This window comes from Exiguobacterium sp. UBA7533 (assembly GCF_002479335.1).
Taxonomy (GTDB): Bacteria; Bacillota; Bacilli; order Exiguobacteriales; family Exiguobacteriaceae; genus Exiguobacterium_A.
Map to the genome: position 1 here is coordinate 146,217 of NZ_DLMP01000001.1, position 14,449 is coordinate 160,665.

Here is a 14,449-nt window from a genome sequence, read left to right on the forward strand (position 1 = left end):
TTATTTTTCTCATAAACTAATTGTCGCTTTTATTGAAAACGCTTACAATAGGAACGTACTTTATTTTGTCAGAATTGGGGGAAGTCATCATGCAACTCAAACGAGAGATGACGAGTCGACACCTGTTCATGATTTCACTCGGCGGAATCATCGGAACAGGCTTATTTTTAGGGTCAGGGTTAACGATTTCACAAGCAGGACCTCTCGGGGCGGTCCTCAGTTACATCGTGGGTGGGACCATCATGTATCTGACGATGTTATGTCTAGGAGAATTAGCGGTCTATCTGCCGGTCTCGGGGTCATTTCAGACCTATACGACCCGCTTCATCGGACCAGGAATCGGCTTTGCCGTCGGTTGGATTTATTGGCTCGGCTGGGCCGTGACGGTGGCACTCGAAATTACAGCTGCCGGCAGTTTGATGGACCGCTGGTTTCCGAACGTACCCGTTGTCGTCTGGTGTACCGTCTTTACGGTCTTACTGTTCGGTCTGAATGCCGTCTCCGCCAAAGCATTCGGTGAAGCTGAATTCTGGTTCTCGAGTTTGAAGGTCCTCGCGATCCTGTTCTTCATCATTCTAGGTGGCGCTGCTTGGTTCGGCTGGTTACCGATGGAAGCAGATCGCCCAACATCGTTATTTGCGAACTTTACGGCAAGCGGTTGGTTTCCAAACGGGATTCTCGGTGTCTTGACGACGATGATTGCCGTCAACTTCGCCTTCCAAGGAACGGAATTGATCGGTGTTGCGGCTGGGGAGTCCGACACGCCCGAAAAATCGATTCCAAAAGCGATCCGCAATACAGTCTGGCGGACGTTCATCTTCTTCGTCTTATCGATTACGATCGTCGGTGCATTGATTCCGTATGAAACAGCTGGCGGAGTCAGCAGTCCGTTCATCATGGTCTTTGATGCGATCGGTATTCCGTACGCTGCTGATTTGATGAACATCGTCGTCTTGACAGCGTTGTTGTCCGTCGGAAACTCCGGATTATATGCGGCGACTCGGATGTTATGGGCAATGGCGCAAGAAGGGATGATTTCAAAGAAATTATCTTACGTCAATGCACGTGGTGTGCCGATGCGGGCGTTGCTCTTTACGATGATGTTCGCGATGTTATCGCTTCTGACCGCATTTTTCGCAGAAGATACCGTCTTCATTTGGCTCTTGTCCTTAGCCGGACTCGGGGCTCAAGTCGGCTGGATTTCAATCTCTGCTTCGCAGCTTGCATTTCGTCGTCAGTTCGTCCGAAACGGACACGATGTATCCGAACTGAAATTCAAGACACCACTCTATCCGGTGTTACCACTGATTTCGTTGACACTTAACGTCGTCGTCCTCGTCAGTCTTGCGTTTCAAGCGGATCAACGAATCGCTCTATACATCGGTGTTCCTTTCTTCCTTGTCATGTGGGGAAGTTATCATCTCTTCGTCAAAGGAAAACATCTATCCGCTCAAAGCGACATCCGTGTCGCCCCTTCTCAACTCGAAGAATAATTTCATCTAAAAAGAGGCCGCGGAGTCATCCACGGCCTCTTTCCTATGATTGTGCTATTCCTTAAGCGTCCGCATCATCAATAGTTCTCCTTGATGGAGCTCTACCTTCGCTTCTGACGCACACCATTCATTACTGACGGTCAAGGAACCTCCGACCGGTACTGGATGTGCATCAAGTGGATATTTGACTCCGGATAAGCTTAAAGTCGATGGTACGAGTGGAATGAACGAAAGATAATGATAGCTCCCTGCTTCGACTGCATACGTTCCCTCAGCCAAGTATCGTACCTCTTCTCGTTTCGTCACGAGTCGTGCCTCTGGGTATCGCTTCAATAGATATACATTTTGGACGGTCATGTCGAGCCGCCCACCTGTCGCCCCGATAATGAAGGTATCCTCAAACTGTTTCTTCTCTGAGACTGTACGAAGTGCCAGTTCGAGATCCGTTTCATCTTTCTCGGCCGGATGAACGATTGCCCCTTCTGGTACATAACCAAGCGAATCAAAATCACCAATCGTCAGGTCGCATGTCAGCCCAAACGATTCAATCGTCTGAACACCACCGTCGACACCGACGATAAAATCACCTGGCTGACAAAACGTCCGTAAATCCGGCGCTTCTTCTCGCGGACCGGCACAGACGAGAATCGCCCGCATCTCAGACGCCTCGTGCCGAATAACGGAGTAAGCGTGGCGCAGTCGTAAATAAAAGACCCGCAACGACACCACAAAGAACGTAAGACGGTACCATGTATGTCGCGTTATAAATCAATGAATACGGTACGACTGGACCTTCGGCATACTCGGCAAAAAAGACGATTCCACTGATGACATGACAGATATAACGGAGTCCTGCGCCTAATAACGTCGCCAGGAGAACGAACGCCATCAAGCTTTTCTTTTGTCCATTGCGTGCGGCTAGTCTGACTTGACGCGCGAACAGACCACTTAATCCGACGACACCATACGCAATCGTATAGTCAAGCATCGGTTGAACGATCGTCAAGACTTGTGGAGCGAACATCAATTGAATCGTACCGACAAGCGCTCCCGTGACGACCCCTCCGACGACCCCGTGGCGAAATGCCATGACGAAGATCGGTAACATCGCTAAGCTGATCGAGCCACCTTGTGGCATTTTGAATGGAATCAGTAAATCAAAGACGACTCCGAGACTGGCGAAGATGGCAATTTCCATCATCATTTGTAACCGTTTCATGCTATTTTCCTCCTTCATTGTACGAGAGGACGCAAAAAGGCAGTACGACGAACGCCGTACTGCCTGCGTGCGCCACATCCCTACGTCCGTTTGAACGGAACAGGTTCGAAGGGTTAAAGTCTAAAAGACTCCTCTCAGCCGCTTTTCAAGCGACACCCCTTGCGGTCATCATATTTCGTTTTCTCGTTCTTATTATACGGCAGCCCCTTGACGAATGCTAGTAATCGCTTCCGCATAATCTGGTGCATTGTAGATTGCTGATCCTGCGACGAGAACGTTCGCACCGTTATCGATGCAAAGCTTTGCCGTTTCCGGATTGACGCCACCGTCAATCTCGATTTCAAATGTCAGACCGCGATCTGCTTTCATTTGCGCAAGTGATGCGAGTTTTGGCATGACACGCTCGATGAAGGCTTGTCCACCGAAGCCCGGATTGACCGTCATCAATAAGACCATATCGACATCCTCAAGGACGTGTTCAATCGTTGATAATGGCGTATGGGGATTCAAGACGACTCCTGCCTTTGCGCCCGCTGCTTTGATTTGTTGCAAGACACGATGGACATGATTCGTCGCTTCGACGTGGAACGTCACGATGTCCGCCCCTGCTTTGACGAAATCCTCGACGAAACGTTCTGGCTGGTCGATCATCAAATGGACATCGAGAATCATATCCGTCTTTTGACGTAAGCTGTTAAGCACAGGTAGTCCAAACGAGATATTCGGTACGAACTGACCGTCCATGACATCAAAATGGATATAGTCCGCGCCTGCTGCCTCGACTGCTTTGACATCACGCTCAAGATTCGCAAAATCTGCTGATAAGATAGATGGTGCAATTTTAATCATCTTCAATACCTCCGGGCTCGATTCTTGATTTCGTCTATAAACATACCATAGTTCTCATAACGAGAGGACATGATTTCTTGTGCTTCGACGGCTTCCTTGACGGCACATCCGGGTTCATTCAAGTGCAAACATCCTCGATACTTACATTCGTCCTGTACAGCCACGAATTCAGGAAAACTCCACCGTACATCCTCGATTTCCATATCATACGGAAAATCAAGGTTCGAGAAACCTGGTGTATCAGCAATCAAGCCTTCGGCAAGTGGCATCAACGTGACGTGACGTGTCGTATGCCGTCCACGTCCGAGTGATTTCGAAATCGCACTCGTCTCTAAGTCGAGTGTTGGTTCAAGTGCGTTCAAGAGCGAACTTTTCCCAACACCGGATTGTCCGGCAAGAACGCTCGTTTTCCCGGCCAGTAACGGACGGACTTGTTCAACACCTGTCAATGTCTCACTTGATGTCTCGATGACCGTATAACCAATCTTCCGGTAAGCGGCAATTGCCTCTCTAACTGCAGGACCTTTGACATCATCAAGCAAGTCCATCTTCGTTAACAGGATGACGGGTTGGATTTCCTTCGCTTCGATCAAGACGAGGAAACGATCGAGCAAGTGCGCTGAAAAATCAGGTTCTGCAGCCGAGACGACAAGCAACGCTTGATCGATATTCGCGACAGGCGGGCGTACTAAAAAGTTGTCCCGCTCCTTCACTTCGAGAATATACCCGGTCTCACTTTCGATATGAAGAACGACTTCGTCTCCAACGACTGGACTGATGCCGCGTTTTCGGAAATTCCCTCTTGCCCGTGAACGGACCTCTCCTTCTGGTGTCATGACATCATAAAAGCCACCCTGCAGGCGTATGATCGTTCCTTCTCGATTCTCTTCGATGCGTTGTTCCGTCATCCTATGCACTCCTTTTTCATCACAGTCACTGTGCGTCTTTTGCTTGATTGTACGTGATGGTTTTTGAACGATACACCGTATCGTCTTTATAAATCGTAATCTTGCCTTCTTCTCCCGGATCAATCGTCACCGGCACGTCGAATGTCTCATCTTGGTCAATTGATTCCTCGATGACGGTCCGCTTCCCTTTCGCATCTTCCGTCTCAATCCGGATGACTTGTTTCGGTGGTTCCTCGTCCTCGTTCTCGCTGACCGCGTCATAGACGACCTTTTCAGGGAACGTCGCTGTCAACGTTTTTTCTTCCTCACCTTTTGAGATGAAGACCGTCACGGAGTCGTTCGGTTCGACTTGAGTCCCTGCTTGTGGGAATTGACGGATAACTTGATCGAGTTTCACGTCGCTAGAAAATTCTTGCTCGAACGTTCCATCGAGCCCTTTTTCGTCCAGGTAGGCTTTTGCTTCGTCACTCGATAAGTTCGTCAAATCCTTCAACTCGAAGGAAGATGTTCCTTCCGAGACGGTGATCGTAATCGTTTGTTCTTTCGCGATGACCTCCGTACCAGCCGAGATCGATTGCCGGATCACATTACCTCGCTCGATTTCATCCGACTTTTCACGTTCGACCTCGACTTTAGCGAATCCAGCCTCTTTTAACGTCTCAATCGCCTCTTTTTCAGCGTCATCTGTCACATCCGGTACTTCGACCGGAGCACTTCCGGTAGAGACGACCAAGTTGACTGTCGAGCCCTTCTTGACCTGTGCGTTTTCACGCGGTGTCTGACTGATGACGTCTCCCTCATCGACCGTATCACTGTTTCGTTCTGTCGTCTCGACAACAAATCCAAGTTTCTCAAGCTTCGTTTCCGCTTCATCTCCATCCGTTTTGACGACGGACGGTACCGTAACGGTAGGATCCGGCCACATCGCAAACGTCGTAGCCGCTCCACCGAGTAATACCAGTAATAATAGGATGACCCACCAGCGTTTTTTCTTTTTCTTTTCTGACGGTTTCGGTTGAACGGTCGTGACGACAGGTGTGTCCGGTTCCGCTTTTGATTCTTCTGGCACTTGTACAGGTGATAAGACCATCGTCTTTTCCATCTCATCCTCTTCTGCACCTCGGATGCCTTCACTTGCTCGTTCGTCAGACAACGCCGTCACCATATCTGCCTTAAAGGCTGCGACGGACTGCTGACGGTCATGCGGTGCTTTTGCGAGCGCCTGCATGATACAGTTCTCAAGCGCTTGTGGCACTTTCGGATTCAAGACGGATGGACGACGCGGTGTATCTTGCAGATGCTTCAAAGCGATCGCAACCGGTGAATCACCCTCGAACGGGACTTGTCCTGTCACAAGTTCGTATAAGACAGCACCAAGCGAATAGATATCCGACTTCTCATCGGCAAATTTACCTTTTGCTTGTTCTGGCGAGAAGTAATGGACAGACCCAAGGACGGACATAGTATGCGTCAGAGTCGCATTCGACATCGCCACAGCGATTCCGAAATCCGTTACTTTGACGGTACCATCCTCTCGAATCAACATGTTTTGCGGTTTGATATCGCGATGGATGATTCGGTGTGCATGGGCATGATCGATCGCATCACAAATTTGAGCGATGATATCGACGGCCTGCGGCACAGGTAATGCTTGATTTTCACAAAATGTCTTTAATGTCATACCATCGATATACTCCATGACGATGTAATAGATGGCATCTTCTTCGCCTACATCATAGACGGCAACGATGTTTGGATGATTCAAGCTGGTAGCAGCATGCGCTTCACGTTCGAATCGACGAATGAACTGTTCGTCATGCGAAAATTCAGTCCGTAAAATCTTAATGGCAACATGACGCTTTAAAATCTCATCATAGGCTTGATAGACATTCGCCATCCCGCCACTTCCAACTAGCCGTTCTATGCGGTAGCGGTCATTTAATCGATCTCCGTATCGCATATTCAGACCCTCTTTCTTTCTTTGAACCGGATGGCGGCAATCGTAATATTATCCGCGCCTCCTCGAGCATTCGCTTCTTTCACCAATCGTCCGACGATCTCATCAAGCGGATCATCCCGTAAGATGATTTGTTCGATGACATCATCTGGCACTTCATCGGTCAACCCGTCGCTACACACAAGGACGAGGTCATAGTCTGGAGCATCTCTTACTTGAATGTCGACTTCGACCGTTTCGTTCGAGCCGACCGATCGTGTGATGACATTTTTACGTGGATGATTTTCGACTTCCTCGTCCGAAAGCTCTCCCATTTGTCGTAACATGTTGACGTAAGAATGATCATCCGTCAATTGTTTTAACGCCGTACCCTCAAGGGCATAGACCCTACTGTCTCCAACATGACCGATGACGAGCAAATCCTCGACCCAGCACACACAGGCAATGGTCGTTCCGACGATCGCAAGTTGTTCTTCTTTTGAAAACTGAAGAATCCGGGCATTCGCTTCGGCTACACGTTGTTCTATCCATTCGGACAATTCCATCGGACGATTTGGCATGAGGGAAAAGGATGCTTCAAATACCTCGCGAACAATCGCACTTGCGATATCGCCAGCAGCGTGACCTCCCATACCATCCGCAACGACAGCAAGACCACGTTCAGCGTTCCCGATGAGTAATACCGTATCCTCATTTTTAGTCCTGACTTTCCCAGTGGTCGAAAGGTGAGCTAACTCCATGACAGTCCTCCGTTCGTATCAATCTTCTCGTTTCTTAAACGCGGCAATGTAGAAGCCATCCGTTCCGACTGTCGTCGGTAACAACTTGAGTTCTGCTCGATCTCCGATTAGATGCCGCACGGATTCTGGCATGCGTTCCGCGAAAGATGCATCAAAGTCAAAACCCTGATCGAGAATGAACGCTGTCTGCTCCTCGTTTTCGGTCGGATCAATCGTACAAGTCGAATAGACGAAGATTCCACCTTTTTTAACGAGTGGTAAGACAGATGTCAAGATGTCTCGTTGAATTTTTGGGAGTTGCTCGAGTTGTTCTGGACGTTTCGTCCATTTGATATCCGGTTTTCTCCGAATGACACCAAGTCCTGAACAAGGTGCATCGACAAGAATCCGGTCAAAGGATTCTACTTTGAAGCGTTCCCCTGCTTTACGGGCATCTAACGCTTCTGCTTGAACAGTCGTAAGACCTAATCGTGTCGCTTGCTGTTCAATCAATTTAATCTTATGTGGATGAAGATCAAGTGCCTGTAGTGTACCCGTCGTCAAACCTTCAGCAATATGCATCGCTTTCCCACCAGGTGCGGCACAGCTGTCGAGTACATGATCGGATGCTTCTGCACCAAGCGCACGGGCGACGAGCATTGAGCTCTCATCCTGAAGAGAAAGATACCCACGGTCAATCAGATCCGTTTTTTGGACGCTTCCTCGTTCGATTTCGAGACCGTCCGGCGCGACCGTAGATGGTTTTGCCGTCACACCTTGATCGAGTAGAAGCTCGATTGCTTCCTCCCGCGTCGTTTTCGTGCGATTGATGCGGACCGTGACCGGTGCCGGTGTGTTATTTAATTGACAGATCTGAAGCGTTTCTTCCGGACCAAACAGTTCGATCCAACGTTCGACGAGCCACTGCGGGTGACTCGTTTCAATGCTGATTCGTTTTGCAGCAGGCTCAATCTCAGCGAAATGAGGCATTCCCGCCCGTAATACATTCCGTAGCACTCCGTTGACGACTTTCGAGACATGGACTTTCCCACGTTTTTTAGCAATTTCAACGGCTTCATGAATGACGGCATGATCCGGTACACGATCGAGATAAAACAACTGATAGACACTCATTCTTAACAATGGGCGCATGAATGGATCAAGTTTTTTCTGTTTCGCTAAATATGGTTCTAAAATATAATCAAGCGTCAATTCACGACTGAGCGTCCCGTAAACGAGTTCCGTGAACAAGCCGACATCTGACGCCGAGATGGCGCGTTTTTCAAGCATTTGGTGGACCGTAATTGTTGAGAAGGCGCCACCTTGTCCGATTTTCATCAGTGTCGTTACTGCTGCGTCGCGTACATTCATGCGTTCTCACCTACTTGTTGTCCGAGTTCAAGCGATTGACCAATCCCGCGCATGAACGTGGCACCATCCATCCGTTTTTTGCCGGACGGCTGTAAGTCGATCAGCTTCAACGCTGTTTCGGAACCTGTCGCGATGACGGGACCATCCGCTTCTAATGCGATGATTTCACCCGGTCGTCCCGTTCCTGAGACTTTCGTTGCGAAAAAGACTTTTAAGCGATCGTTCCCAAGCATCGTATACGTACTCGGGAATGGATTCATCCCACGAATTTGATCGTAGAGTGTCTCACCCGGTAGCGTAAAATCAAGTCGTTCCCGCTCACGTGAAATGTTCGGCGCAAATGTCGCTTCTTCCTCGACTTGTGCTTCCGGTGTCAATTCACCTGCTAACAGACGTGGTAACGTTTCAAGTAACAGGCGCGCTCCTGCGTCCGCTAACTTCTCAAACATCGAACCGGCTGTATCGTTCTCTTCGATTGGAACGATGATTTTTGACAACATATCACCTGCGTCTAGCCGATCGACCATATACATGATCGTCACACCTGTCTCTTTTTCTCCATCGATGATCGCTTGATGAATCGGTGCACCGCCACGATATTTCGGTAAGAGTGACGCATGGACGTTGATCGCCCCAAAACGTGGTGCTTCGAGAATAGCGGTCGGGACGATCTGACCGTAAGCTGCCGTGATAATGAGATCTGGTTTTAAATCGAGAACATCTTGATAATCCTCTCGAATTCGTTTCGGTTGCAACACAGGAATGTCGTGTTCCATCGCGACGAGTTTTACAGGCGTCGGTTTGACTTCCCGTTTTCGTCCGACTGGTTTATCTGGTTGTGAGACGACACCGACGACGTCATACCCAGCATCGATGACTTCACGCAGCGTTCCTGCTGCAAACTCAGGCGTACCCATGAAAACGACGCGCGGTTTTTCTTGCTCGACGAGTTTATCCGTGAACAGGACACCATCTAAATGATCCATCTCGTGTTGGATGGCACGTGCAAAAAAACCGTTTGCTTTGATTTTAACCGTCCGCCCGAGACGATCTTGAGACTTGACGACGATTCGGTCGAACCGTTCAACCGGTCCGAAGATGCCCGGCATACTGAGACATCCTTCATCATCGATTTGCGAACCGTCCGCTTCGATGATTTCCGGGTTGATCAGCTCGATTGGTCCCGTCTCATCATCGGTATGAACGACGGCTACACGAATCGGCTGGTTGATTTGCGGTGCGGCTAAACCAACCCCGTCATATTCGTACATCGTATCGAACATCCGGTCGATCATTTTACCGAGTTTTTTATCAAACTTCGTGACAGGTTCACACACCTGTCGTAATACATCATTTGGTACTTCTACTACTTTATACATACAGACACCTCACATGAATACAAATGGATTCAAGTCAATCGCGACTTGTGTTTTTGATTTTTGACGACGGGATAAGATATCACGGAGATGTGTCCGGACATCCTCCTGTCCTTTATGTTTAATTAAGACCTGTTGCCGGTACATATTTTTGAGTCGAGCGAGTGGTGCATCAAACGGTCCATTGACGACTAAATCCTCAGATTCAAAGGCACGAAGCTCGGAAGCGATTTGCTGCGCTTCTGCTTGTGCTTCGAGCGGATGCGCTGCTGAAACTGTAATCAGACCAAGGAACCAAAATGGTGGATGCCCACCGAGCTTTCGCAATTGCATCTCTCGCTTATAAAACGTTTCGAAATCATGCTGTTTGGCCGTTTGAATGACGTAATGCTCCGGGTTGTAGGTCTGGATAATTGACTGACCAGCGAGTTGACCCCGTCCGGCACGACCCGACACTTGGGTGATCAACTGAAACGTGCGCTCACTTGCTCGAAAATCCGGAATACCAAGCGTCGCATCGGCAGCAATCACTCCGACGAGTGTAACGTTCGGAAAGTCGAGACCTTTTGCGATCATCTGTGTTCCGAGCAGAATGTTTCCTTCCTTGCGTTCAAAGGCATCGAGTAATTTCTCATGCGCACCTTTACGCGACGTCGTATCCTGATCCATCCGGATGATTCGCGCCTCCGGAATCAAGTGTGCCAATTCTTCCTCAATCTTTTGCGTACCCGTTCCGAACTGACGAATTTTCGTCGATTCACAGGACGGACAAGTTTTCGGCATTGCGGCTTCAAACCCACAGTAGTGGCATTTCAAGCGATCTTCATGTTGGTGATAGGTTAAATTCACGGCACAATGCGGACATTGTAGCGTCTCCCCGCAATCCCGACATAAGACGAAGGTCGTATATCCGCGACGGTTCAGGAGTAAGACGGTTTGTTCCCCACGTTCGATGCGTTCTTTGATGCCTTCGACTAGCGCGAGGCTGAACGGCGTACGATTGCCCCGTTCGAGTTCCTTACGCATATCAACGATGTCGACTGGAGGCAGTTCCCCACCGAATCGTTCACGAAGCGGTAAGTAACGATAAACCCCTTTTTGTGCCCGTGCATACGTCTCGAGTAACGGTGTTGCACTTCCGAGCACGACGGGACAACGATGATAGGCTGCCCGCCATTTTGCGACGTCGCGCGTATGATAGCGCGGATTCTCTTCCTGCTTATAAGTTGTTTCATGTTCTTCATCGAGAATGATGATTCCGATGTTCGTCAGCGGCGCAAACACAGCAGACCGTGCACCGACGACGACATCGACCTCGCCTTGGGCGATTTTGCGCCACTCATCATACTTTTCTCCGAGCGATAGACCGCTATGCAAGACAGCGACCCGTTCTCCGAAACGGCGTTTAAACCGTTTGACCATCATCGGCGTCAGACTGATTTCTGGGACGAGCAAGATCGCTTGTCTACCGCGTTCGAGTTGTGCATGAATCGATTCAAGATACACTTCCGTCTTACCGCTTCCTGTTACGCCATGTAACAAAAACGTTCCGGTCTCAGCTTCAGCCGTAATCGCCGAGACAGCTTCCTGTTGCTTTTCCGTCAAAGAGGACGGCACAAAGATGTCTTGAACGAGATGTTCATAAGGATTTCGCCGAACATCGATCGTCTCGACTTGAATGATGCTCTTTTTCTCGAGGGCGTTCAACGTCGCGCTCGTTGCGCCCGTTGCCTGCTTGACTTCACTCCAAAGCGCATCCGGAAATTCTTGAATATACGAGTAAAGTGCCGCTTGTTGGCTCGCTTGTTTCGTAAAAGTTGCTTGCTCCTTTAGAAGACGAATCCGTTTATCGATCTTAGACGTCTTTTTCTCGCGAATGACCGGTTGAAGCGTCACGTCAGCTTGTTTCGCCGCTGTTAAGACGATTTGTTGGACTTCCGTTGGCAATTGACTCATTTTCTTGCCATGATATGCCCGAAGTGGGCCCGACTCGACTATGACCAGTTTATCATAACTCACCTTTAAGGCAGCCGGCAGCATCGCAAGCAATGCCGTCGCTTGAAAACACAAAGTCGTTTCCGATAGATACGCCGATAACTCGAGTAATTCCTGTGTATAGGTCGGGGTCTCATCTAAGACACGGACGATCGATTTGACGTTCGTCAGATCAGACGTTGCTTTCGTTCCGACGACGATTCCAAGCAACGCCCGTGGACCAAATGGTACTTCGACGCGCATACCGGGAACGATCAGCTCTTGCCAGAGTTCTGGAACGGCATAATCGAACGGACGATCGACCGTTGCTGCTGCGACGTCAACGATGACTTCGGCTATCATGCCAATGCCTCCGCGAATTGGCGCATGAGCGATTTGGCGAGCGTCGATTTCAATTGTTGATCGTATCGCGTGACGGAATCGTTCTTTCCAAAAACGACGACTTCATTTTCATCACTGACGAATCCGATATCAGATCGTGACACATCGTTCGCGACAATGAAATCGGCTTTCTTTCGGACGAGTTTTTGTTTAGCGAACGTCTCGACATCCGTCGTCTCAGCCGCAAATCCGACTAATAGCTGATGTTGTTTCTGCTCACCAAGCGTCTTCAGAATATCGGTCGTCTCTTCGAGTTCAATTCGAAGTGGTCCGTGGATTTTTTTCTGCTTCTGATCGTACTGGATAGACGGTCGATAGTCAGCTACGGCAGCTGACATGATGACGATGTCTTGCGTTTCATAATCACGTAACATGGCTTCAAGCATCTCTTCTCCTGATTCAACAGCAATCGTCGCTATCCCGGTCGGTAATCCGATCCGAAGTGGTCCATGGACGAGCGTGACATCGGCACCTGCGTCTCTTGCCGCTTCTGCTAGCGCAATTCCTGTCTTTCCGGAAGAATCATTCGTCAAGTAACGAACCGGATCAATCCGTTCCACGGTCGGTCCCGCACTGATCAAGACTTTTCGTCCGGCTAGATACTTCTCTTCAAAGAACGTTGAGAGTGTTGCGACTAAGTCTTCCGGTTCAGGTAAACGACCTTTCCCGACCCAACCACATGCGAGATTTCCGACTCCCGGTGCAATCACCTGGACACCGTCCTGCTTCAGTTGTTCGATGTTGCGGACTGTCGCCGGATGTTCGAGCATGTTGACATTCATCGCTGGTGCGACGATGACGGGACATGTCGCTGCAAGGATCGTCGTCGTGATGAAATCATCCGCGATCCCGTGCGCGAGTTTTGCAATTAAATTCGCGGTCGCTGGTGCGACGACGATCAGGTCCGCTTCGTCCGCTAAATCGATATGGGCGATCTTTGACGGATCATGCTCGATGAAGACGTCATCATAGACCGCTTTTCGCGTCAGTGCTTCAAACGTCGTCTTACCGACGAATTGTTGCGCATTACGCGTCATCGCGACTTGAACGTGTGCGCCTGCTTGAACAAGCTTTGAAGCGAGTGCTGCTGATTTGTAGGAAGCGATTCCACCGCCGACACACAGTAGAATGTTTCGGTTGGTTAACATGTAGGTGTCCTCCTTATTGAAAAAAACAGCCACGATGACAAGTGGCTGCTTCAAAATTAGTCTTGCGGTTGGTTCGTGACGGATACTTCTTCGAAATAAAGCTCTTCTAAAGCTTTCCCGACCGGTTTATGCGATTTTGGGTTCGTGACTTTCACGCGTTTCCCGTCTTGGATTTGACGCGCACGCTTAGCGGCAACTGTAACGATTGTATATTTCGACGGTACTTTCTTTTGAAGCTTATCAACTGATGGATATAACATATCACTTAACCTCCATGGCTTTTTTATATAGGGACGCGACACGTTCCCGACTGCAATGTTCCGCTGTGACGATCGCTTGGATCCGGTCACAGGCTTTATGAATTTCGTCGTTCGTCACGACATAGTCATAGGCATCCATCATCTCGATCTCTTCCTTAGCGACGAGAAGACGTTGCTTAATGACTTCCTCCGATTCCGTTCCACGCCCTACGAGGCGGTTCCGTAATTCTTGGAGGCTTGGAGGTGCAAGGAATAAGAAGACAGCTTCCGGAAAATGTTCTTTGACCTGCATGGCCCCTTGAACTTCGATTTCGAGAATGACGTCTTTTCCTTCATCTAGGATCTGGTTCACCCATTCGACAGGTGTTCCATAGTAGTTCCCTACGAATTCAGCATATTCCAAGAGTTGATTGTTCGCAATCATCTCTTCGAATTCTTCACGCGATTTAAAGAAATAGTGGACACCATCTACTTCTCCTTCACGCGGTTGGCGCGTCGTACAGGATACCGAGTAATGCAGATTGTTATCCTGATCTTCGCGCAAGGCACGACAGACCGTTCCCTTTCCGACACCACTTGGACCAGATAATACGAGTAATAAGCCACGCTCTTTGAAAATCACTTCAAAAACCCCTCCATCTCACAAACTTCACATTGTTTCATATTAGCAGTAGAGATAGGAAGTTCGCAAGTCATCTTTTTTAGCTCGACTGCTTTATCATACCATAACGATGCCATTTCTGTTACCTTTAGAAAGTGAGAACGAAATCAAG

At 49.1% G+C, this 14,449-nt stretch carries 13 protein-coding genes, 1 pseudogene and 1 riboswitch; of the genes and pseudogenes, 1 reads left to right on the plus strand and 13 read right to left on the minus strand.

Annotation, left to right across the window (positions count from 1 at the left end):
- Positions 1–89: 89 nt before the first annotated feature.
- On the plus strand, positions 90–1,493 hold the full coding sequence (locus B2U10_RS00770) for an amino acid permease (protein ID WP_223040565.1): 1,404 nt from the start codon (positions 90–92) through the stop codon (positions 1,491–1,493).
- Between the two features lie 54 nt (positions 1,494–1,547).
- Here the strand turns inward: B2U10_RS00770 and B2U10_RS00775 are convergent, their stop codons facing one another.
- The 13 genes and pseudogenes from B2U10_RS00775 to gmk form a co-directional block, all read right to left on the minus strand.
- On the minus strand, positions 1,548–2,150 hold the full coding sequence (locus B2U10_RS00775) for a thiamine diphosphokinase (RefSeq protein ID WP_029342104.1): 603 nt from the start codon (positions 2,148–2,150) through the stop codon (positions 1,548–1,550).
- 1 nt (position 2,151) lies between these two features.
- Positions 2,152–2,712 (minus strand): energy-coupled thiamine transporter ThiT, encoded by a 561-nt coding sequence (gene thiT / locus B2U10_RS00780; RefSeq protein WP_023468761.1) that lies wholly within the window; start codon positions 2,710–2,712, stop codon positions 2,152–2,154.
- Between the two features lie 60 nt (positions 2,713–2,772).
- Positions 2,773–2,882, minus strand: a riboswitch (TPP riboswitch).
- Positions 2,883–2,904: 22 nt separating this feature from the next.
- The gene (gene rpe / locus B2U10_RS00785; protein ID WP_290785171.1) at positions 2,905–3,561 is read right to left on the minus strand and encodes a ribulose-phosphate 3-epimerase; all 657 of its coding nucleotides are present in this window, start codon (positions 3,559–3,561) and stop codon (positions 2,905–2,907) included.
- Positions 3,562–3,563: 2 nt separating this feature from the next.
- The gene (gene rsgA / locus B2U10_RS00790; protein WP_035406891.1) at positions 3,564–4,469 is read right to left on the minus strand and encodes a ribosome small subunit-dependent GTPase A; all 906 of its coding nucleotides are present in this window, start codon (positions 4,467–4,469) and stop codon (positions 3,564–3,566) included.
- Positions 4,470–4,494: 25 nt separating this feature from the next.
- Positions 4,495–6,429 (minus strand): Stk1 family PASTA domain-containing Ser/Thr kinase, encoded by a 1,935-nt coding sequence (gene pknB / locus B2U10_RS00795; RefSeq protein WP_214854573.1) that lies wholly within the window; start codon positions 6,427–6,429, stop codon positions 4,495–4,497.
- A gap of 2 nt (positions 6,430–6,431) precedes the next feature.
- Complete coding sequence (locus B2U10_RS00800) at positions 6,432–7,166, minus strand: Stp1/IreP family PP2C-type Ser/Thr phosphatase (RefSeq protein ID WP_056062297.1); 735 nt, start codon at positions 7,164–7,166, stop codon at positions 6,432–6,434.
- Positions 7,167–7,184: 18 nt separating this feature from the next.
- A complete protein-coding gene (gene rsmB, locus B2U10_RS00805; RefSeq protein ID WP_290785173.1) occupies positions 7,185–8,516 on the minus strand; it encodes a 16S rRNA (cytosine(967)-C(5))-methyltransferase RsmB in 1,332 nt (443 codons plus the stop codon).
- The gene (gene fmt / locus B2U10_RS00810) at positions 8,513–9,433 is read right to left on the minus strand and encodes a methionyl-tRNA formyltransferase (RefSeq protein ID WP_035409509.1); all 921 of its coding nucleotides are present in this window, start codon (positions 9,431–9,433) and stop codon (positions 8,513–8,515) included. Before fmt ends, rsmB begins: the two co-directional genes overlap by 4 nt.
- Before the next feature lie 24 nt (positions 9,434–9,457).
- Positions 9,458–9,895, minus strand: a pseudogene (gene def / locus B2U10_RS00815) (peptide deformylase); the annotation flags it as partial.
- A gap of 9 nt (positions 9,896–9,904) precedes the next feature.
- Complete coding sequence (gene priA / locus B2U10_RS00820; RefSeq protein ID WP_290785175.1) at positions 9,905–12,229, minus strand: primosomal protein N'; 2,325 nt, start codon at positions 12,227–12,229, stop codon at positions 9,905–9,907.
- Entirely contained in the window at positions 12,226–13,416 is a 1,191-nt protein-coding gene (coaBC, locus tag B2U10_RS00825; RefSeq protein ID WP_035406877.1) for a bifunctional phosphopantothenoylcysteine decarboxylase/phosphopantothenate--cysteine ligase CoaBC, read from the minus strand. The genes priA and coaBC overlap by 4 nt, the downstream gene beginning before the upstream one ends.
- A 56-nt stretch (positions 13,417–13,472) precedes the next feature.
- On the minus strand, positions 13,473–13,676 hold the full coding sequence (rpoZ, locus tag B2U10_RS00830; protein WP_029342114.1) for a DNA-directed RNA polymerase subunit omega: 204 nt from the start codon (positions 13,674–13,676) through the stop codon (positions 13,473–13,475).
- A gap of 1 nt (position 13,677) precedes the next feature.
- Positions 13,678–14,295 carry a guanylate kinase gene (gmk, locus tag B2U10_RS00835; RefSeq protein ID WP_290785802.1) on the minus strand — a complete coding sequence of 206 codons (618 nt, stop codon included), beginning with the start codon at positions 14,293–14,295 and terminating at the stop codon, positions 13,678–13,680.
- Between the last annotated feature and the right edge of the window lie 154 nt (positions 14,296–14,449).